The organism is Maribacter sp. Asnod2-G09 (assembly GCF_045063795.1).
GTDB lineage: Bacteria > Bacteroidota > Bacteroidia > Flavobacteriales > Flavobacteriaceae > Maribacter.
Map to the genome: position 1 here is coordinate 485,169 of NZ_JBEFOA010000002.1, position 18,834 is coordinate 504,002.

The following is an 18,834-nucleotide window of genomic DNA, read 5'->3' on the forward strand; positions in this document are numbered from 1 at the left end:
AATTATGAGTCAAAAAGTTTTACTCTCTTCCAAAGAAATAAATATCATCCTGCATCGATTGGCTTGTCAGCTTCTTGAGAACCATTTAAGTTTTGAAAATACGGTATTAATAGGTATTCAACCTAGGGGTAAATTTCTTGCCCAACGCTTAACTAAGATTCTTAAAGAAGAATATAAAGTAAAGCAAATTGATCTTGGCTTTTTAGATATCACATTTTATCGTGATGATTTTAGAAGAGGCGATAAGACTTTAGAAGCTACGAAAACAAAAATTGATTTTTTAATAGAAGATAAGAACGTTGTCTTAATAGATGATGTTCTCTATACCGGTAGAAGTATAAATGCGGCTTTGACTGCTCTACAGTCTTTTGGTAGACCAAAAGATGTAGAACTGTTGTGTTTAATTGACCGAAGATTTAGTAGGCATTTACCTATACAACCTAATTATAGAGGTAGACAAGTAGATGCTATTAATGATGAAAAAGTAAAGGTGATGTGGGAAGAGAATGACGGGGAGGATATTATATATTTAGTAAATAGATAAGAAAATGAGCGAACTGAGTGTTAAACACTTACTGGGAATTAAATACCTAAAGGAAACCGATATTCAGCTTATTTTTGAAACTGCAGATCATTTTAAGGAAGTGATCAATCGCTCCATTAAAAAAGTTCCTTCTCTTCGTGATATCACTATTGCCAATATATTTTTTGAAAATAGTACCAGAACTAAATTATCTTTTGAACTCGCTGAAAAACGACTATCTGCAGATGTGCTTAATTTTTCTGCTAGTCAATCGTCTGTAAAAAAAGGGGAAACTTTAATAGATACCGTAAATAACATTTTATCTATGAAAGTAGATATGGTGGTCATGCGGCATCCAAATCCTGGGGCGGGTATATTTTTATCAAAGCATGTAAATGCTTCTATTGTAAATGCTGGCGATGGGGCACACGAACACCCTACTCAGGCATTATTAGATTCTTACTCCATCCGTGAAAAATTGGGCGATGTAGTTGGTAAAAATGTGGTAATTGTAGGTGATATTCTCCATTCTAGAGTAGCGCTTTCAAATATTTTTGCACTAAAATTACAAGGAGCAAATGTTAAAGTGTGCGGACCTAAAACTTTGTTACCTAAATATATAGAATCTTTAGGGGTAGGTGTTGAAACCAATTTAAGAAAAGCCCTTGAGTGGTGCGATGTGGCAAATATGTTGCGTATACAGAACGAAAGGTTAGATATATCTTATTTTCCAACAACAAGGGAATACACCCAGCAATTCGGAGTCAATAAAAAACTGCTTGATAGTTTAGATAAAGAAATTGTAATTATGCACCCCGGACCAATAAATAGGGGAGTTGAAATTACAAGTGATGTTGCCGATTCGAAACAATCAATAATTTTGAATCAAGTTGAAAACGGAGTAGCCATACGTATGGCAGTGATTTATTTGTTAGCATCTAAAATTAAATGATATGATTTTTACTAAAGAAGGATCGTTGATAATCGTCTCTCAAGAAAAAATTTCTATTGAACGCTTTCTTGAAAATTTGGAGAAGGAATATGACAAGTTTAAGAATGATAATTTGGTATTAGATTTATTGAGTTTCTCTGAACTGACACCTTATAATGTTATTTCATTTTTAGAAATAGCGAGAAAGCATAAAGAGAATGGTAAGTCATTCGTTATGGTTTCTGATCAGGTATCTTATGACGATGTGCCAGAAGAAATAAACTTAGTTCCATCACTTCAAGAAGCACGCGATGTTGTTGAAATGGAAGAAATTGAACGCGATTTAGGGATCTAATAGGCTAGGTCAAGAAATTATAGAATAAAATTAATATGCACCTTACTGTATTGGGCTGTTATGCGGCAACACCAAGAACATTTACGAACCCAACATCTCAAGTTCTAGAAATCAATAACCATATTATGTTGATTGATTGTGGTGAGGGTACACAAGTAGAACTCAGAAGGCATAAAATTAAGTTCTCAAGAATTAATCACATTTTTATCTCACACCTACATGGAGATCATTTTTTCGGTCTGCCTGGTTTCATTTCGACAATGAGATTGCTTGGTAGAGAAAAAGAGCTTCATGTATACGGACCAAAAGGAATCAAAGAAGCTATTACATTGCTATTGAAATTAGGTGATTCATGGACGAACTACCCTTTATTATTTCATGAACTTACAAGTAAAGAGTCTGAACTTATTTTTGAGGATACTAAAATCAGCGTTACTACAATACCATTAGATCATAGAATCTATACGAACGGCTATTTGTTTAGAGAGAAAGTTGGAAAAAGAAAGCTGAACATAGAAGCTGTCGAAGAATATGGTATAGATAAAGCCTATTATCAAAATATAAAAAATGGTAAAGATATTACCTTGGACAATGGAGAGGTAATTGAGAATAGTGAATTGACTTATGATCCGCCTAAGCCAAAATCTTATGCCTTTTGTAGTGATACTATCTATGATGAAAGCTTAGCTGCGAAAATTAAAGATGTTGATGTTTTATATCATGAATCTACCTTTTTAGAGCCAGAAGCTGAATTGGCAACGAAAACAAAGCATGCAACTGCAATGCAAGCTGCAAAAGTAGCAAAGGCTGCAAACGTAAAAACCTTAGTATTAGGTCATTATTCTACCCGTTATAAATCTATTGAGCTTTTTAAAGAAGAAGCGTCGACTATATTTGAGAATGTGCTACTTTCCGATGATGGTAAGACTTTTGATTTTTAAATGTTTTAATACATTTTTATACCGTTTATTTTCCTTTCTTTTTAGAACTTTGTTTATCTTGTTTTTAACACGAAAATGATGCAAAAAGATTTAGGAGATTATAGAAAATCATACGAGAAAAGCGCGTTGATGGAAGATAGTATATCTGACAACCCTATTCAGCTATTTCAAACTTGGTTTTACGAAGTTGAAAAGTCTGACGGAGTCGATGAGCCTAATGCCATGACCGTTTCTACGGTAGGTTTAGATGGTTTTCCAAAAAGCAGGGTTGTTCTTCTTAAAAAATATACTCACGAAGGTTTTATTTTTTATACCAACTATAATAGTGAGAAAGGAAGAGCGATAAGTGAAAACCCTAAAATTTGCATTTCTTTTTTCTGGGCAAATTTAGAACGCCAAATAATTATAAAAGGCACTGCCGAGAAATTGTCGAAAAATCTCTCTGATGGTTATTTTGAATCACGACCAGACGGAAGTAAATTAGGAGCTTTGGTTTCTGATCAAAGCACTGTTATAGATTCTAGGTCTGTGTTAGAAAATAAACTTACCGAATTAGAGAAAGAATATGATGGTAAGGAAATTGAAAGACCAGAACATTGGGGCGGATATTTGGTGAGACCAGTGTCAATGGAGTTTTGGCAGGGTAGGCCAAATAGATTGCATGATCGTATTCGATATACCCTCACAGATGATTTTGATTGGAAAATGGAACGATTGGCTCCTTAAACTTTATTAAGCTATATGAAGAATTTATATTTAATGCGACATGGTAAGTCTTCTTGGGAACTAAATGTTAGTGATCAAGACAGGTCATTATTACAAAGAGGTATTTTCGATGCGCATTTGGTAGGCGAAGAAATAGCAAAAAAGAATTTAAAAATAGACCACGTTTATACGAGTCCGGCAAACAGGGCGTTTCATACCTGTATGATTTGCATGCGGGCACTTCAATATCCTCTTGAGAATTGTAATATAACTTCAGAGTTGTATGATTTTTCAGGAGACCAGGTATTCGAATTTATTAAGAATTTAGATGATAATTTTGACAATGTCCTTCTTTTTGGGCACAACCATACCTTTACCCATTTGGCAAATTCATTAGGAGATAAGCATATTATTAATGTGCCTACTAGCGGATTTGTTCATTTACAATTTAATGAAAATACCTGGGCTACTATTTCAAAAGGCTCAACAATACAAACCATTTTTCCGAAGCAACTAAAAGCATGATAAAAAATAACAACCAGTACGTAAATAGAGAAATAAGTTGGTTATGGTTCAACGAGCGTGTATTACAAGAAAGCGCAGATAAGAATGTTCCATTAATTGAAAGACTTCGTTTTTTAGGTATTTTCTCTAACAACCTAGATGAGTTTTTTAAAGTTAGGTATGCAACGGTAAAGCGCATAGTTGAAGCAGGTAAAACTGGTAAAAGTGTATTGGGTGGTGAAAAGGCTAAAGATCTCTTAGAAGAGATTACAAATATTGTAATAGAACAGCAAACCAAAAGTTTAACGATTCTTAGAAGAATTGAACATGAGTTAGAGGGTAAGAATATCTTTATCATTCAGGAAACGGAATTAAATGACAACCAAAAGGAGTTTGTAAAAGCCTATTTCTTGAAAGAGGTGAGTCCGCAATTAATGACCATCATTCTAAACGACCTTACTCGTTTTCCAACCTTAAAAGATACTGCAGCATATTTGGCGGTAAAAATGGTAATTAAAAGTGAAGAAAGTAAGAAAGAGAAACGATATGCATTAATTGAAATTCCGAAGGGAATAGACCGTTTTGTTGTATTACCAGACGAAGGGGAAAAGAGCTATATCATTATTCTAGATGATTTGATTAGATATTGCTTAGACAATATTTTTACCATGTTTGAGTATGAGTCTATATCTGCTCACATGATAAAAATTACTAGAGATGCCGAGCTAGATATCGATAATGACCTAAGTAAAAGTTTTATTGAGAAAATATCATCTAGTGTAGAACACAGAAAAATAGGTGATCCTGTACGTTTTGTTTATGATAAGAGTATAGGTAGAGATACTTTGACTTTTCTAAAAGAGAAGATGAATATTGAAGATACCGATAGTGTAATACCTGGCGGTAGATATCATAATCGCAGAGATTATATGGGCTTTCCGAGCTTAGGTAGAAAAGATTTACTGTACGATAAAATTATCCCGTTACCGGTAAAAGGCTTAAGTGTAGAGGGTAGTATTTTAGAAAGTATCGCTAAAAAAGATTATCTGCAATATACGCCATATCATACCTTTACATATATTTTAAAGTTTTTGCGTGAAGCTGCTTTAGATCCTAAAGTCCGTACCATTAAGATTACGGTATATAGGCTGGCAAGAAACTCTCAAATTGCGGCATCTTTAATTAATGCAGTTAAAAATGGTAAACAAGTTACCGTACAAATAGAGCTTCAAGCTCGTTTCGATGAGCAAGCGAATATTGAATATGCAGAGCAGTTACAGGCAGAAGGTGTAAAACTAATTTTTGGCGTACCAGGTTTAAAAGTACATAGTAAAATATGTTTGATAGAAAGAGAGGAAGCTGGTTCAATAAAGCGATATGGCTTTGTAAGTACAGGTAATTTCAATGAATCTACAGCAAGAATTTATACTGATTTTACACTCTTTACAGCAGATGATTCTATATTAAAAGAGTTGAACAAGGTTTTCGACTTCTTTGAGACTACCTATAAAATCAATAAATACAAACACCTTATAGTTTCTCCGCATTACACAAAAAATGCGTTCATAAAATTAATTGATAATGAGATAGCAAACGCCAAGCAAGGTAAAGTAGCTTTTATCAAGATAAAGATGAACAGTTTTACATCTTACAAGATGGTAGATAAACTGTATGAAGCAAGTAGAGCAGGGGTAAAGATCCAGTTGATCATAAGGGGTATATGTTGCTTAATACCAGGTGTTGAGGGTATGAGTGAAAACATCGAAGCTATAAGTGTAATCGATAAATTTTTAGAACATACACGTATTTTTGCATTTGCTAATGGTGGCGATACTAAAATATATATATCCTCTGCAGATTGGATGACTAGAAACCTCGATTATAGAGTTGAAGTTGGTTGCCCAATTTATGATGAGGATATTAAAAAAGAATTGATGGATACATTTGATATCTGTTGGAAAGATAACATGAAGGCACGTATATTCAACGCAGCTCAAGATAATGCGTATAGAAAGTCAACATTACCTAGAATTAGGTCGCAATTTGAAACGTATGAGTATTACGCAAATAAACAAGAATCTTAAAAAAGAGATCTTTTGAAGGTAAGAAAATTTGCAGCGATCGATATAGGTTCCAATGCCATCAGGTTGCTAACGCATAACGTGATTGAGGATAAGGGTAAAAAGACCCAATTTAGAAAAAGCGCTTTAGTTAGGGTGCCTGTACGTTTAGGCGAAGATTCATTTACGGTAGGTGAAATATCTGAAGTCAATGAAGTAAGGTTGATAAAGACAATGAAAGCCTTTAAGCTTTTAATGGATGTAGCGGGAGTTGAAAAGTATAGAGCTTGTGCTACCTCTGCCATGAGAGAAGCCAACAATGGTAATGAGATTATAAAAAAGATAGCCAAAGAATCAGGTATTCAAATAGATCTTATAGATGGTAAGCAGGAAGCTGCAATAATAGCCTCAACAGATTTAAAGAATCTAATTACCGACGATCAATCTTATCTATATATAGATGTTGGTGGCGGTAGTACTGAATTTACATTGTTTTCTCAGGGTAAGATTCAAGTTTCTAAGTCGTTTAAATTGGGTACGGTTAGACTTTTAAATGATATGGTAAAGCCTGAGACTTGGGATAAATTAGAAATATGGATTAAATTGATTCTAAAAGACAAACCCAAATTATCCATTATTGGCTCCGGTGGTAATATCAATAAGTTGCATAAGCTTTCAGGAAGAAAAGAAGGCGAACCCTTATCATATATTTGGTTGAACGCTCAATATCATTTTTTAGATAGCTTAAGTTATGATGATCGTATATCAGAATTAGGGTTGAATCCAGATAGGGCAGACGTTATTATTCCGGCAACCAAAATTTTTCTTTCGGCTGCCAAATGGAGTGGAGCAAAGAAAATTCACGTTCCTAAAATCGGACTTTCAGATGGTATAATTAAAGATTTATACAATTCTGAAAATAAGTAATTTGAGATTTAACCGTGAATAGATTCATTGGTTCCTAAATCTTTCATGATTTGAGCTTCATATTCTAGAAGGCTGTCCCATTTTTTATTCACCTCTTCTAATTCCCCATATTTACGGGCAAATTTTAAGAACATAGTGTAATGTCCGGCTTCACTAATCATTAATTTATGGTAGAATTCGGCTAATTTTTTGTCTTCTAACTCTTCCGATAATAATCTAAATCGCTCACAACTGCGCGCTTCAATTAATCCTGCGTACAATAATCTATGAACCAACTGTGTAGTTCTGCTTCCTCCTTTTGGGAAGAATTTAATCAATTGAATTACATAATCATCCTTACGGTCTCGACCTAAAGTGTTGCCACGTTTTAATATAAGATCATGCACCATTTTAAAATGACCCATTTCTTCTCTAGATAAGGCCACCATTTCTTCAACAAGCTCGGTATATTCAGGGAAAGATACAATTAGCGATATGGCAGTACTCGCAGCTTTTTGCTCACAATACGCATGATCAGTAAGTATTTCATCAATATTTTTCTCTACAATATTTACCCATCTTGGATCAGTTGGTAATTTTAAGCCTAGCATAGTTTACTTTTTTTCAAAATTAGAAAAGATTTCGAGACCGAGCCAATTATAATCAAGAACCTAGACAACTTACTGCTGAATAATAATTATTTTTGATGTAAAGTCAATCTTATTACAAAATGCACAATCAAAAAGATATTCAAGATATTTTAATACAATTTGGAACACCAGAAAGTGTTAGTTGGTTAAAGGGTAAAATTGAGAAGTTGGCTGGCGATAAGTCTTCAAAAGATTTATTCATGACCTATAGCCTGCTAAATGTGAAATTTGATGCTACAAACCTAATTTCATTTAAAAAATTAGATACTGAAAGTGCTAGTTATTTCAGTGCGCATAGAGCAAATATGCTACAAGTAGCACGTATCTATTTGTTGTCAGAAGTACTAGGGCATGATGAGGAATATTATACGCCTAAGGTGGCAAACATTATACAGGTGGCTGATACAAGTGAGTTGGAGACCTTTTTGCAATATTTGATTTTGTTACCCAATCCCGAAGCTTATAAACAAACAGCGGTAGAAGCTTTAAGAACGAACATTGCTACCATTTTTGATGCAATTTCATTGAACAATCCATATCCGGCAAAATATTTCAATGATCAACAATGGAATCAGATGTTTTTAAAAGCGGCATTTATGGAGCGAGATCTTTCGCAAATAGAATCTGTTGATGAAAGGGCAAATGCTGATTTAACTAGAATAATATCTGACTATGCACATGAAAGATGGGCTGCAGGTAGAAAAATAGATCCATTGTTTTGGAGACCCGTTTCGAAATTTTTGAATGAGGAACTATTGAATGATATGAAGACACTTCTTAATAGTAATGATGTATTAGAGAATAATTCAGGTGCCCTATGTTGTTATTATTCAGAAAATGATAAGGCATTGGCACTTTTAAATAGTAAACCAGAGCTAAAACATAAAATAGCAGACGGACAGATAACGTGGAATACGATTAAACAACAATAGAATGGAAGATAAAATGATGATTATTGACCCGCATGTTCACATGACGTCAAGAACAACAGATGATTATGAAGCAATGGCGGCAGCGGGAGTTGTTGCGATAATAGAACCTTCGTTTTGGCTTGGTCAGCCGAGAACTCAAGTAGGTTCTTTTCAAGATTACTTCAGTAGTCTGGTAGGTTGGGAGCCTTTTAGAGCTAGCCAATTCGGAATTAAGCATTACTGTACTATTGGTTTAAATTCTAAAGAAGCCAACAATGAAGCTTTGGCAGAACAAGTTATTGAATTGTTGCCTTTATACTTACATAAAGAGAATGTGGTAGCTATTGGTGAAATAGGCTATGATGACCAAACACCTGCCGAAGACAAGTTCTTTAGAATGCAATTGGACATGGCAAAGGAACTGGATATGACCGTGCAAGTGCATACGCCGCACCGTGATAAAAAAGCAGGTACCATTAAAAGTATGGAAGTTTGCTTGGAGCATGGTTTAGATCCTGCCAATGTCATTATTGACCATAATAACGAAGAAACGGTAAAAGAGGTTCTTGACCGCGGATTTATAGCCGCATTTACTATTTACCCAAAAACAAAAATGGGTAATGAGCGTATGGTAGAAGTCGTGAAGAAATTTGGTAGTTCTAATATTATCGTAGATAGCTCTGCAGACTGGGGTGTTAGCGATCCATTGGCAGTGCCGAAAACGGCTTCTTTAATGTTGAAAAGAGGCATTTCTATGGAAGATGTAAGAAAGACCTGTTACCAAAATGCTTTAGATGCTTTTAGCAAAAATGGTAAAATGAAAGAAGCGCATTGGTTACAACCAGATAGCATTAATCAATCGCAACTATTTAATGATAATAGTGTTTTAAGAGGTCAGAAGCCAAGAATAGACGAAGACCAAATTACCTAAAATGAAAGAGAAGTTAATGGGTTTTGCGCGTTTGGCAAGACCCGCAAATTTGCCAACTGCCGCAGCAGATATTTTGGCGGGTATTGCTATTGCATTATATCTGCGGAATATAGACGTGCTTGGCTTTTTAACAGAGCAAAGCGGTGATGTAATTCTATTGGTCTTTTCTTCGGTTGCTTTATATGCAGGCGGAGTAGTTTTTAATGATGTATTCGATGCAGAATTAGATGCTATTGAAAGACCGGAAAGAGCGATACCAAGCGGATTAGTGCCCAAGCGTGAGGCAATTTATTTCGGAACTATATTAATGTTGATAGGCGTTACCTTGGCATTCAAGTGTAATATGCTTGCAGGGATAATATCCGTAATCTTGACTATTGCTATTTTAATGTATGACGGGTATTTTAAGCAATTCGGTTTCGCAGGTCCGTTGAACATGGGTATTTGCCGTGGTTTAAATCTTTTAATGGGAATGTCTGTTTTGGGCATGCTCTCTCATTGGTACATAGCGTTAGTGCCTGTAGTTTACATTTTTGCCATTACATTAATAAGTAGGGGCGAAGTACATGGTAATAATAAAAAACACATTATTTGGGCAGGTATATTATATACAATAGTTATACTATCAATTACGTTAATTGTAATGCAGCAGAAAGACAATGTCATAGTCTTATTGCCGTTCTTGATTTTATTCGGGTATTTGATTTTTAAACCTTTATTAAAAGCGTATAAAGAAAACTCACCTAAGAATATAAAGAAGGCGGTAATGGGCGGTGTATTATCACTTGTTGTAATGAACGCTTGCTGGGTAGCCGGTTTTTCCAATTGGTATTTGGCATTAGCGGTTTTGTTGTTATTACCAGCATCAATGCTGTTATCGAAACTATTTGCAGTAACATAAAAAACATATGCAATTAAAACCTATAAAACAGTCTTTTCAAGTTCAATATGATTATCAATTATATTTTACTTCGGGACTATTTGCTTTAGAGAATCCGTTATTCGAAAATTTAATAGCGGGTTATAAAGATTTTGAACCTGTCAAACTTTTGATTGTGTTAGATGACGGAGTTAAAAACCATCATCCTGCATTAATAAATGAGATTGAAGCCTATTGTAGAAAAAATCAGCAAACAATAAAGTATACCAATACTTTAGTATTGCCAGGTGGCGAGCAAGTTAAAAATAGCGATGCAGCAATTGATTCTGTTTTGAACGGAGTCAATGAAAACAAAATTTGTCGTCATTCATTTGTAGTAGTCATAGGTGGTGGTGCAGTAATCGATATGGTCGGTTATGCAGCTGCAATTGCACACAGAGGTGTTAAGTTGATACGAATACCTACTACAGTATTATCTCAGAACGACTCTGCAGTAGGGGTAAAGAATAGTGTAAATGCTTTTAAAAAGAAAAATTTTTTAGGAACATTTGCTCCCCCTTTCGCAATTATCAACGACAGTAATTTTCTAGAAACTTTAGAGCAACGCGATTGGATTTCTGGTATTTCTGAAGCTATAAAAGTAGCTTTAATTAAGGATAAAACTTTCTTTAAGTACATAGCAGATAATGCAACAGCTTTGAAAAATAGAGAAATGGAACCCATGCAATATGTAATTTATAAATGTGCAGAAATGCATATGCATCATATTGCCCAAGGTGGTGATCCATTTGAATCTGGTTCGTCAAGACCTTTAGATTTCGGACATTGGGCAGCCCACAAAATGGAATTCATGACCAATTATGAATTGCGACACGGTGAGGCAGTAGCAAAAGGTATTGCGCTAGATGTGACTTATGCTCAATTAACCGGTTTAATTTCAGAGGGAGATTTACAGCATATTTTAGACGTGATGATTGCTATCGGTTTTGACCTTTCTCTTCCGGTTGAAAGTGCTGTAGAGATTCAATCATTGTTAGATGGTATAGAAGAGTTTAGAGAGCATTTAGGGGGTCAGTTGACAATTACCCTAATTTCTGATTTAGGCGTTAAGCATGACGTTCATACCATCGATATGAAGTTAATGTCACAAGCAATTACAAAGTTGAACCATCAATTCGCTTTAAATTAAGTTCAATGCAACTAAAAGAAAACCTTCATTTAACCTATTGTACAAATATTCATCCAGGTCAAGATTGGAAAAGTACTTTTGATAGTATTAAAAAACACGTTCCGGGAATAAAACAAGAAGTTTCAAAAGAACAACCATTTGGTTTGGGACTTCGATTATCTAATAAAGCAAGTGAAGAACTTGATTTGGATAATAACATGTCCGATTTCAAAAAGTGGTTAGATGCTAACAATCTATATGTTTTCACCATGAACGGATTCCCTTATGGTAATTTTCATGATGAACGTGTAAAAGATATGGTGCACGCTCCAGATTGGACTACTGATGATCGATTGAAATATACAAAACGATTGTTTCGTCAATTATCCGAATTAATTCCAGCGGGAATGAATGGCGGAATTTCTACATCACCAATTACCTATAAATATTGGCATAAAACTGAAAGCGAAACAAAAAACGTTTTTCAGCTAGGAGCTAAAAATATGCTGGAGATTGCTAAGCAGTTGTTCGAAATTGAACAAGCTACAGGAACCTATTTGCATTTAGATATAGAGCCAGAACCAGACGGATTGCTAGAGAATAGCGATGAAGTATTATCTTTTTATTCAGACTACTTATTACCAATAGGAGCAGTTTTTTTTAAACAGGAATTAGGGTTAGGGCAAAAGGAATCTGAAGAGTTAATTAAAAAATACATCACTATTTGTTATGATGTTTGCCATTTCTCTTTGGCATATGAAGAACCTAAAGATACCTTTGCTAAGTTTGAAAAAGAAAATATACGAGTAGGTAAAATTCAAGTAAGTGCAGCATTGAAAATTCTTTTTGGTGGCGATAAGGATGAGGTTATTTGGGAACAATTGTCTCAATTTAATGAACCAACCTATTTACATCAGGTTACAGAGAAAATCGATGGCGAAGTAAAAACGTATAGCGATTTACCCCTGATTTTAGAGGGGGATAGAAAGCACACAGAACTTAGGGCACACTATCACGTTCCCATTTTCTTAGAAAAATATGGTGAGTTGTTTTCCACGCAAGATCATATTTTGAAAACGATGGAGTATGTTAAATCTAATCCAGTATCAGAACATTTAGAAATAGAAACCTATACTTGGGATGTGCTTCCGTCAGATTTAAAACAAGATTTATCAGTATCTATAATTAGAGAAATAGAGTGGTTTAAATCACACATGTAATATGAAAAAAACGGTAGTCATAAATGTAGTTGGGTTAACAAAGAGATTGATAGGTGAGCACACTCCGTTTATAAAATTATTTTTAGAGAAAGGTCAGACATCATACATAGAACCTGTATTGCCAGCAGTTACATGTGCTGTTCAATCTACCTATGTAACAGGCAAATGGCCATCAGAGCATGGTATTGTAGGTAATGGCTGGTATTTTAAAGATGAATGCGAAGTCAAGTTCTGGAGACAATCGAATAAATTAGTGGAGCAGTCAAAAATTTGGGACGATTTAAAAGATAAGTATCCTAATTTTACTTGTGCCAATCATTTTTGGTGGTATAATATGTACAGCAATGTAGATTATAGCCTTACACCAAGACCAAATTATTTAGCAGACGGCAGAAAAATTCCAGATGTGTATTCGTATCCGGCTGAGTTGCGAGATGATATGCAAAAAGCATTAGGTACTTTTCCTCTCTTCGAATTTTGGGGACCTAAAACAACTATCAATTCTTCTAAATGGATAGCTGATGCCGCTTTATTAACAGATAAAAAATACAATCCAGATTTAACCTTTATTTACCTTCCGCATTTAGATTATAATTTACAACGGTACGGTCTTGATTTTAAAGTAATTTCAAAAGACCTGAACGAAATAGATGCTGTAGTGAAGCAATTGGTGCAGCATTATGAAGCACTAGATGCTAGAGTGATTCTGCTTTCAGAATACGGAATTACAAATGTAAACAGACCAATTCATCTTAATCGCGTATTGAGAAAAGAGGGAATGCTGGCTATACGTGAAGAACGAGGATTAGAGCTTTTAGATGTAGGAGCCAGTGATGTGTTTGCTGTGGCTGATCATCAAATTGCACATGTATATTGTAAGAATTCTAAAAATATTGAGCGTGTTGCCGAGTTGATGAAGTCAATTGACGGAGTAGAGAAGGTTCTTTACGGGGAAGATTTAAAGACCTATCATATAGATCATGAGCGTTGTGGTGATATTGTGGTTGTTGCAGATAAAGATTCTTGGTTTACGTATTACTTCTGGCTAGATGATGCAAAGGCGCCAGATTATGCAAGAATGGTAGATATTCATAAAAAGCCAGGTTATGATCCGGTTGAAATGTTGACAGATCCAAAAGATAAATTGGTAATGGCAAAAGTAGTGGGTAAGCTACTTAAGAAAAAAATGGGCTTTAGAACGGTCATGAATATTATACCAATTGATGCTACTTTGATAAAAGGATCACACGGTCGATTGACTGAAGATGTTGAAGATTTCCCCGTCTTTATAAGTAATCATAAAACACGTGATAAAGATAAGAAGATTAGTGCAATACAAGTTCGTGATCTTATTGAAGATCACTTATTAAACTAAATTTAAATGAATCTATTATTTAAGATATTAGGGTATGTTTTTGCAGTGTTATTTACTGTAGGTGCAGTCTTGCAATATAATGATCCAGACTCGTTGAATTGGATTATTATTTACGGTGTTGCGGCTTTAATCTCATTATTATTTGCATTAAATAAAATAGTGTTTGTAATACCGTTGATATTTGGAGTAATTTCTTTTATTGGCTTTATATATCTATATCCGTCAGATTTTCAAGGATTCGATTTAAATGATGGAGATATCGTTACCGTAGAATTAGGAAGGGAAGCCTTCGGACTTCTAATTATTTCAATTGTATTATTGGTTTTTGCTTTTCAAAGCAAGAAAAAACTATAGGTACAAATCAAATTCTTGTCTTAGTAAATCGATTACCGGATTCTTCTCTCGTAATTTTTCGTATTTCTCTTCAGGCGTAAAGGCAAATTTCGTTGCAGTAGTTTCATTTACGGTAATAGCTAAATGAACGAAATGGTTGTTCAGTTTAGCACGTAGATATTCCATTAATTCGAACTGCTCACGCTCAATTTCTTTCTTCATGGTTCCGTTAGGAAGCTCTAAATGAATAGCAAAGCCTTCTTTTAATTTCGGAATATCTGAATGAAGGTTAGAAGCTAATATCTTTTGACCTTTTTTATCAATAATTTCTATAAAATCTGCCCAGTGCTTTCGAAGCTCTTCTTCGGTAAAATTGTCTTTTGGTAAGTTGTTTTCATCAACAACAACTTCAATTTTATTGAGCTCGTGTTGCTTTTTGGCATTTAAACTAGAAATTGAAAGTCCGGAAACTCTTTTGGTAGGGCGATTAATAATCGGTTTTTTACCATCAGTAGCAGTTTCTGCTGTTGGAGCTTTGCTAATTTCTTGTTGCGGTTCCTTAGGTTTTTCGAGAGCTACTTGTGCTTCCCTAGTTACAGGAGTCGGTTTTGATACTGCTGGCGTTTCGGTAGTCGTATTCGGAGCAATTGTTTTAGTAGCGCCTTCGACTTCAGGTTTTGTAGTAGCTGGTTGATTTCCAGTTACTGGTTTTGCCTTTGATTCTTTGGGTACTTGATTATAGAATGCGGAAGGAGCGATAAAATCAATAGTCTTGTTATTAAGAGCTACGGATTCAGGATTTTTTTTTTCTCCATCAAAATTGATAGAGGCAAGTTTCATAAGAGTGAGCTCAACGAGTAAGCGTTGATTCTTACTTGTTTTGTACTTTAAGTCACAGTCATTTGAAATCTCCAAACCTTTAAGAAGAAAGGAGGGAGCCGTCTTTTTGCTCTGATCTCTGTATAATTGCTGTGCGGCTTCACCAACCTCTAATAAGGTAATAGTATCTGGGTGTTGGCATACCATTAAATCTCTAAAATGAGACGCTAGTCCAGATATAAAGTGGTGTCCGTCAAACCCAAGTGATAAGGTTTTATTGAACAATAAGAGTAACCCTGGTATATTATGTTCTAATATTAAATCTGTTGCCTCAAAATAAGTATCGTAGTCTAAGACATTTAAATTTTCGGTAACCGCTTTACGAGTAAGCTCAGAGCCAGAAAAACTAACTACTCTATCAAAAATCGATAATGCGTCACGCATGGCACCATCAGCTTTTTGGGCAATGATGTGCAATGCATCTTCTTCTGCATTTATACCTTGGTTTTCAGCAATATACTTTAAATATTCAGCAGCATCTTTAACCGTAATCCTTTTGAAATCAAAAATTTGACATCTAGAAAGAATCGTTGGTATAATCTTATGCTTTTCAGTAGTCGCTAATATGAAAATCGCATGCTTTGGTGGCTCTTCTAAAGTTTTTAGAAATGCGTTGAAAGCAGACTGAGACAACATATGCACCTCATCAATAATATATACTTTGTATTTGCCAACCTGTGGTGGTATGCGAACTTGATCAATTAGATTACGAATATCATCGACTGAGTTGTTAGAAGCGGCATCAAGCTCAAAAATATTGAAAGCAAAATCTTCATCTTCTTGTTCTGTGCCATCAGAATTTATCTGTTTGGCCAAAATACGTGCGCAGGTAGTTTTACCAACACCTCTTGGTCCGCAGAATAATAACGCTTGCGCGAGGTGATTTTGGTCTATCGCATTTTGTAATGTATTGGTAATAGATTGTTGACCCACAACATCTTTAAATGTCTGGGGTCTATACTTTCTAGCCGATACAATAAATGGTTCCAAATTGCTACTTCTGTTTATTCTTATACAAATATAATTATAGCCTTTAATTCTAACGAGAATTAAGAAAAGAGATCATCCTTAGTTATCAACAATTGCAGTACATTTGCGCTCAGCAGGCCACCTTATCGCTGCCAAGTAATTGGGAGAGGAAAGTCTGGACACCATAGTGCAGTATAGCGGGTAACGCCCGTCCGCTGAGAAGTGAGGACAAGTGCAACAGAAAGCAAGTACAGTTCGGCTGTAGTGAAACCAGGTAAACTCTATACGGTGAAACGTCATGTAAATCGGTGTTTGAGGGCTGCACGCCCAAGTCGAAGGGTAGGCGGTTCGAGCTCTGGGGTAACCCTTTGCCTAGATAAATGATAAGGAATTCTGATTTTTTCAGAATACAGAATCCGGCTTATGGCCTGCTTTTTTTAATGATATTATTAATACAGAATCATAGTCATCGAATTAGCACTTGATGTAGTCGATGATTTTTTTGATATGTAAAGACTGTATTTTTTGAATGTTACTTCTCAAAGAAACTAAAAACACTGCCGCCGTATTTTCTAGAGTTTTTATAATGAGGAAATTCAGCTAGGCTAGTACGGTTAGAGTGTTCAATAATTAGCACTCCATCTTCTAACAGAAGTTCATTTTTAAAAACTAACTCTGGTAATTTCTCGAAATCAGTAAGCTCCATATCGTAGAAAGGATCAGCGAATATGATATCGAATTTCTCGGTATTTCTTTGTAGAAAGCTAAATACATCACTTTTTAAAGTGCGAATATTCATATCTAACATTTCAACTGTCTTGTCAATAAATTCTATACAGCCAGAGTGTGCATCAATAGCAAGTACATCATCAACACCTCTAGAAGAGAATTCGTAACTAATATTACCGGTACCGGCAAAAAGATCAAGAACTTTAAGGTCTGGAAAATAGTAACTATTGTTCAAAATATTGAACAAGCTCTCTTTGGCCATATCTTTTGTAGGCCTTACAGGTAGTTTTTTAGGGGCCATTAAGTGACGTCCTTTATGTTTTCCTGATATGATGCGCATTATATAGTATTAATAAGGGTGAAGTCTATAGAGCCTGTTGAGGTCTCTCCGAGTTTTAGTAATTGAGCGGTCGATGGTTCGAAAATGCTGATATTCTGAATATAATTATAGCAAAGCTGAAAAATTTCATCATCTTCTTCTATACTTCCAAATAGTTTAACCGTTACAGTTTTAGGGTCTAATTCTAGTTGCTCTATTACAAATAAAAGGTAATAGACAAAGTCTTCTTTTGTGTGGTATTTAAAACTATTATAAAGAAGTAGTTTGCGTTGGTTTAGAACCGTAATATCTAATTGTTCTTTGTTGACATGTACAAAACAAGTTATCTCTTGATTTTGTGTTTGGTTGTTTAGCAAAGACAGCAGTAATACAGTGCCATTATGCATAAAATCGAATTCACCAAAAAGATCGTAGATGTAATTGTTGATATTTACGTAGGGTACGTAAACATTGACTAAATCATGATTTTCTACCTCGTCATAAGCTAAAACATCATTAGCCAAAACCTTAGTATTGAATTTAAGGTATTCAGTTAGGTTGTTCGGGTTGAATAAAGATTTAGGTACTAGTCCGAAAAGAATGTTTCTATGAACAGCAACAACTTCATCAAACTGCATATTTTCTAAATCATGCTTTTGAAAAAGTTTTTCTAATTCATCTTTAGCGGTCATTGGATTTTTTTCATCAGTAAAATCCACTTTGTCAGAAATCAATAATTTTTGCGAAACAGTATCTGCTACACAAAAAGAAAGTCCATTCAAGCTAACCTGAATGGACAATTTCTTAAAATTTTTATCCGCTATGTTTAAGCTACTATTTTTTAACTTTTTTGTCATATATAGGAGGCCAGTTACCGCTTGTGCTAACGTCATCTAAAGAACCTACATAAATGAAAGGTCCGTTTACTTCTTCTACACTTAAGGCTGCTTTTTCACGAGATAATAAATCTTTTGGTTGATCATAAAGAACAACTTCTTTATCAACCTTAGCTTCAAATACCGGAGCTTTATAGCCACTCTTTTCAACAAAGCCAGCTTTCATGGTAAATTTTTCACCGTTTGCCGCTGTAGGTACATCCATTAAGCTTTTATATCTAGTATCAGTTTTGAAAAGAGAATCTTTTACAGAAACCATTCCTAAAGTGTCAATGATTTTAACTTCTTTCAACATATCAATACCGTATGCTTTGTCAAACTCCATGAAAGAAGAATCTCTCTGTTGCGTAATAACATAGTTACCAGTGTCGATAAAACGAATTAAGCTGTTAAAATCATTTGCATACTTACCATTTACGGTTTTGTAAGCTTCTTGAGAATTTTTAATGTCTTTTAATTTGGCAATAACTTGAGAGAAACGCTCCTCTTTTACCTCTTTAAATTTAATTGGTCCAGTAATGGAGTTGTAGATAAAGTATCCTAATGCGATACATCCAATCCAAAGTACAATTTGTATAACGGTCTTCATTTCGTATGTGTTATTTTTATTTAGTGGTCTTCACAAATCTACAATTTTTTTTTAATCGTA

Annotated in this window: 20 protein-coding genes and 1 other RNA gene; 16 read left to right on the forward strand and 5 right to left on the reverse strand. The window is 34.8% G+C overall.

The features are described 5' to 3' along the window. Positions 1–4: 4 nt before the first annotated feature. The 8 genes from pyrR (at position 5) to ACJJVT_RS02170 (ending at position 6,946) form a co-directional block, all read left to right on the forward strand. A complete protein-coding gene (gene pyrR, locus ACJJVT_RS02135; RefSeq protein ID WP_073245639.1) occupies positions 5–544 on the forward strand; it encodes a bifunctional pyr operon transcriptional regulator/uracil phosphoribosyltransferase PyrR in 540 nt (179 codons plus the stop codon). A 4-nt stretch (positions 545–548) separates the two neighbouring features. Beyond that, positions 549–1,475 (forward strand): aspartate carbamoyltransferase catalytic subunit, encoded by a 927-nt coding sequence (locus ACJJVT_RS02140; RefSeq protein ID WP_405396065.1) that lies wholly within the window; start codon positions 549–551, stop codon positions 1,473–1,475. A gap of 1 nt (position 1,476) precedes the next feature. Continuing rightward, positions 1,477–1,809, forward strand: coding sequence for a ribonuclease Z (locus ACJJVT_RS02145; protein WP_405396067.1), 333 nt, complete (start codon positions 1,477–1,479; stop codon positions 1,807–1,809). 35 nt (positions 1,810–1,844) lie between these two features. Then, positions 1,845–2,750, forward strand: a complete 906-nt coding sequence (locus tag ACJJVT_RS02150; protein WP_405396070.1) for a ribonuclease Z — start codon at positions 1,845–1,847, stop codon at positions 2,748–2,750. Between the two features lie 78 nt (positions 2,751–2,828). Further along, on the forward strand, positions 2,829–3,476 hold the full coding sequence (gene pdxH, locus ACJJVT_RS02155; protein WP_405396072.1) for a pyridoxamine 5'-phosphate oxidase: 648 nt from the start codon (positions 2,829–2,831) through the stop codon (positions 3,474–3,476). A gap of 15 nt (positions 3,477–3,491) precedes the next feature. Continuing rightward, positions 3,492–3,980 carry a SixA phosphatase family protein gene (locus ACJJVT_RS02160; RefSeq protein ID WP_405396075.1) on the forward strand — a complete coding sequence of 163 codons (489 nt, stop codon included), beginning with the start codon at positions 3,492–3,494 and terminating at the stop codon, positions 3,978–3,980. Continuing rightward, a complete protein-coding gene (gene ppk1, locus ACJJVT_RS02165) occupies positions 3,977–6,043 on the forward strand; it encodes a polyphosphate kinase 1 (protein WP_405396076.1) in 2,067 nt (688 codons plus the stop codon). The genes ACJJVT_RS02160 and ppk1 overlap by 4 nt, the downstream gene beginning before the upstream one ends. Before the next feature lie 12 nt (positions 6,044–6,055). Continuing rightward, positions 6,056–6,946, forward strand: a complete 891-nt coding sequence (locus tag ACJJVT_RS02170) for a Ppx/GppA phosphatase family protein (protein ID WP_405396078.1) — start codon at positions 6,056–6,058, stop codon at positions 6,944–6,946. A gap of 8 nt (positions 6,947–6,954) precedes the next feature. Here the strand turns inward: ACJJVT_RS02170 and ACJJVT_RS02175 are convergent, their stop codons facing one another. Then, positions 6,955–7,536 (reverse strand): tRNA-(ms[2]io[6]A)-hydroxylase, encoded by a 582-nt coding sequence (locus ACJJVT_RS02175; RefSeq protein WP_405396079.1) that lies wholly within the window; start codon positions 7,534–7,536, stop codon positions 6,955–6,957. A 119-nt stretch (positions 7,537–7,655) separates the two neighbouring features. On the opposite strand from ACJJVT_RS02175, the gene ACJJVT_RS02180 reads away from it, so the two are divergent. The 7 genes from ACJJVT_RS02180 to ACJJVT_RS02210 are packed head-to-tail and all read left to right on the forward strand — an operon-like array spanning position 7,656 to position 14,414. Further along, positions 7,656–8,507 (forward strand): EboA domain-containing protein, encoded by an 852-nt coding sequence (locus ACJJVT_RS02180; RefSeq protein ID WP_405396081.1) that lies wholly within the window; start codon positions 7,656–7,658, stop codon positions 8,505–8,507. Position 8,508: 1 nt separating this feature from the next. After that, on the forward strand, positions 8,509–9,417 hold the full coding sequence (locus ACJJVT_RS02185) for a TatD family hydrolase (protein ID WP_133673411.1): 909 nt from the start codon (positions 8,509–8,511) through the stop codon (positions 9,415–9,417). A gap of 1 nt (position 9,418) precedes the next feature. Then, positions 9,419–10,318: a UbiA-like protein EboC gene (gene eboC, locus ACJJVT_RS02190; RefSeq protein WP_405396082.1), complete on the forward strand. Its 900-nt coding sequence runs from the start codon at positions 9,419–9,421 to the stop codon at positions 10,316–10,318. Between the two features lie 7 nt (positions 10,319–10,325). After that, positions 10,326–11,486 (forward strand): 3-dehydroquinate synthase, encoded by a 1,161-nt coding sequence (locus tag ACJJVT_RS02195; RefSeq protein WP_405396085.1) that lies wholly within the window; start codon positions 10,326–10,328, stop codon positions 11,484–11,486. 5 nt (positions 11,487–11,491) lie between these two features. After that, positions 11,492–12,685 (forward strand): metabolite traffic protein EboE, encoded by a 1,194-nt coding sequence (gene eboE / locus ACJJVT_RS02200; RefSeq protein ID WP_405396087.1) that lies wholly within the window; start codon positions 11,492–11,494, stop codon positions 12,683–12,685. A 1-nt stretch (position 12,686) separates the two neighbouring features. After that, positions 12,687–14,060, forward strand: a complete 1,374-nt coding sequence (locus tag ACJJVT_RS02205; RefSeq protein ID WP_405396090.1) for an alkaline phosphatase family protein — start codon at positions 12,687–12,689, stop codon at positions 14,058–14,060. A gap of 6 nt (positions 14,061–14,066) precedes the next feature. Then, positions 14,067–14,414, forward strand: coding sequence for a transmembrane 220 family protein (locus ACJJVT_RS02210; protein WP_405396092.1), 348 nt, complete (start codon positions 14,067–14,069; stop codon positions 14,412–14,414). On the opposite strand, the gene ACJJVT_RS02215 is transcribed toward ACJJVT_RS02210, so the two are convergent. Further along, positions 14,409–16,262, reverse strand: a complete 1,854-nt coding sequence (locus tag ACJJVT_RS02215; protein WP_405396095.1) for a DNA polymerase III subunit gamma/tau — start codon at positions 16,260–16,262, stop codon at positions 14,409–14,411. The two genes, ACJJVT_RS02210 and ACJJVT_RS02215, sit on opposite strands and share 6 nt — an antisense overlap. Positions 16,263–16,371: 109 nt before the next feature. Here ACJJVT_RS02215 and rnpB point away from each other — a divergent pair. Further along, positions 16,372–16,680: RNase P RNA component class A (gene rnpB / locus ACJJVT_RS02220), an RNA gene on the forward strand. A gap of 93 nt (positions 16,681–16,773) precedes the next feature. On the opposite strand, the gene ACJJVT_RS02225 is transcribed toward rnpB, so the two are convergent. From ACJJVT_RS02225 to ACJJVT_RS02235, 3 genes are read right to left on the reverse strand one after another with little or no spacing between them, the layout of a single operon-like run. After that, positions 16,774–17,310, reverse strand: coding sequence for an RsmD family RNA methyltransferase (locus ACJJVT_RS02225; protein ID WP_405396098.1), 537 nt, complete (start codon positions 17,308–17,310; stop codon positions 16,774–16,776). Beyond that, on the reverse strand, positions 17,310–18,146 hold the full coding sequence (locus ACJJVT_RS02230) for a DUF3822 family protein (RefSeq protein WP_405396100.1): 837 nt from the start codon (positions 18,144–18,146) through the stop codon (positions 17,310–17,312). Before ACJJVT_RS02230 ends, ACJJVT_RS02225 begins: the two co-directional genes overlap by 1 nt. Further along, complete coding sequence (locus tag ACJJVT_RS02235) at positions 18,124–18,774, reverse strand: hypothetical protein (RefSeq protein WP_405396101.1); 651 nt, start codon at positions 18,772–18,774, stop codon at positions 18,124–18,126. Before ACJJVT_RS02235 ends, ACJJVT_RS02230 begins: the two co-directional genes overlap by 23 nt. Positions 18,775–18,834 lie beyond the last annotated feature (60 nt).

What these genes read in the sequence shown, in the direction of transcription:
- pyrR (WP_073245639.1), top strand. Translation starts at nt 5, where the DNA reads ATGAGTCAAAAAGTTTTACTCTCTTCCAAAGAAATAAATATCATCCTG.
- ACJJVT_RS02140 (WP_405396065.1), top strand. Translation starts at nt 549, where the DNA reads ATGAGCGAACTGAGTGTTAAACACTTACTGGGAATTAAATACCTAAAG.
- ACJJVT_RS02145 (WP_405396067.1), top strand. Translation starts at nt 1,477, where the DNA reads ATGATTTTTACTAAAGAAGGATCGTTGATAATCGTCTCTCAAGAAAAA.
- ACJJVT_RS02150 (WP_405396070.1), top strand. Translation starts at nt 1,845, where the DNA reads ATGCACCTTACTGTATTGGGCTGTTATGCGGCAACACCAAGAACATTT.
- pdxH (WP_405396072.1), top strand. Translation starts at nt 2,829, where the DNA reads ATGCAAAAAGATTTAGGAGATTATAGAAAATCATACGAGAAAAGCGCG.
- ACJJVT_RS02160 (WP_405396075.1), top strand. Translation starts at nt 3,492, where the DNA reads ATGAAGAATTTATATTTAATGCGACATGGTAAGTCTTCTTGGGAACTA.
- ppk1 (WP_405396076.1), top strand. Translation starts at nt 3,977, where the DNA reads ATGATAAAAAATAACAACCAGTACGTAAATAGAGAAATAAGTTGGTTA.
- ACJJVT_RS02175 (WP_405396079.1), bottom strand. Translation starts at nt 7,536, where the DNA reads ATGCTAGGCTTAAAATTACCAACTGATCCAAGATGGGTAAATATTGTA.
- ACJJVT_RS02180 (WP_405396081.1), top strand. Translation starts at nt 7,656, where the DNA reads ATGCACAATCAAAAAGATATTCAAGATATTTTAATACAATTTGGAACA.
- ACJJVT_RS02185 (WP_133673411.1), top strand. Translation starts at nt 8,509, where the DNA reads ATGGAAGATAAAATGATGATTATTGACCCGCATGTTCACATGACGTCA.
- eboC (WP_405396082.1), top strand. Translation starts at nt 9,419, where the DNA reads ATGAAAGAGAAGTTAATGGGTTTTGCGCGTTTGGCAAGACCCGCAAAT.
- ACJJVT_RS02195 (WP_405396085.1), top strand. Translation starts at nt 10,326, where the DNA reads ATGCAATTAAAACCTATAAAACAGTCTTTTCAAGTTCAATATGATTAT.
- eboE (WP_405396087.1), top strand. Translation starts at nt 11,492, where the DNA reads ATGCAACTAAAAGAAAACCTTCATTTAACCTATTGTACAAATATTCAT.
- ACJJVT_RS02205 (WP_405396090.1), top strand. Translation starts at nt 12,687, where the DNA reads ATGAAAAAAACGGTAGTCATAAATGTAGTTGGGTTAACAAAGAGATTG.
- ACJJVT_RS02210 (WP_405396092.1), top strand. Translation starts at nt 14,067, where the DNA reads ATGAATCTATTATTTAAGATATTAGGGTATGTTTTTGCAGTGTTATTT.
- ACJJVT_RS02225 (WP_405396098.1), bottom strand. Translation starts at nt 17,310, where the DNA reads ATGCGCATCATATCAGGAAAACATAAAGGACGTCACTTAATGGCCCCT.
- ACJJVT_RS02230 (WP_405396100.1), bottom strand. Translation starts at nt 18,146, where the DNA reads ATGACAAAAAAGTTAAAAAATAGTAGCTTAAACATAGCGGATAAAAAT.
- ACJJVT_RS02235 (WP_405396101.1), bottom strand. Translation starts at nt 18,774, where the DNA reads ATGAAGACCGTTATACAAATTGTACTTTGGATTGGATGTATCGCATTA.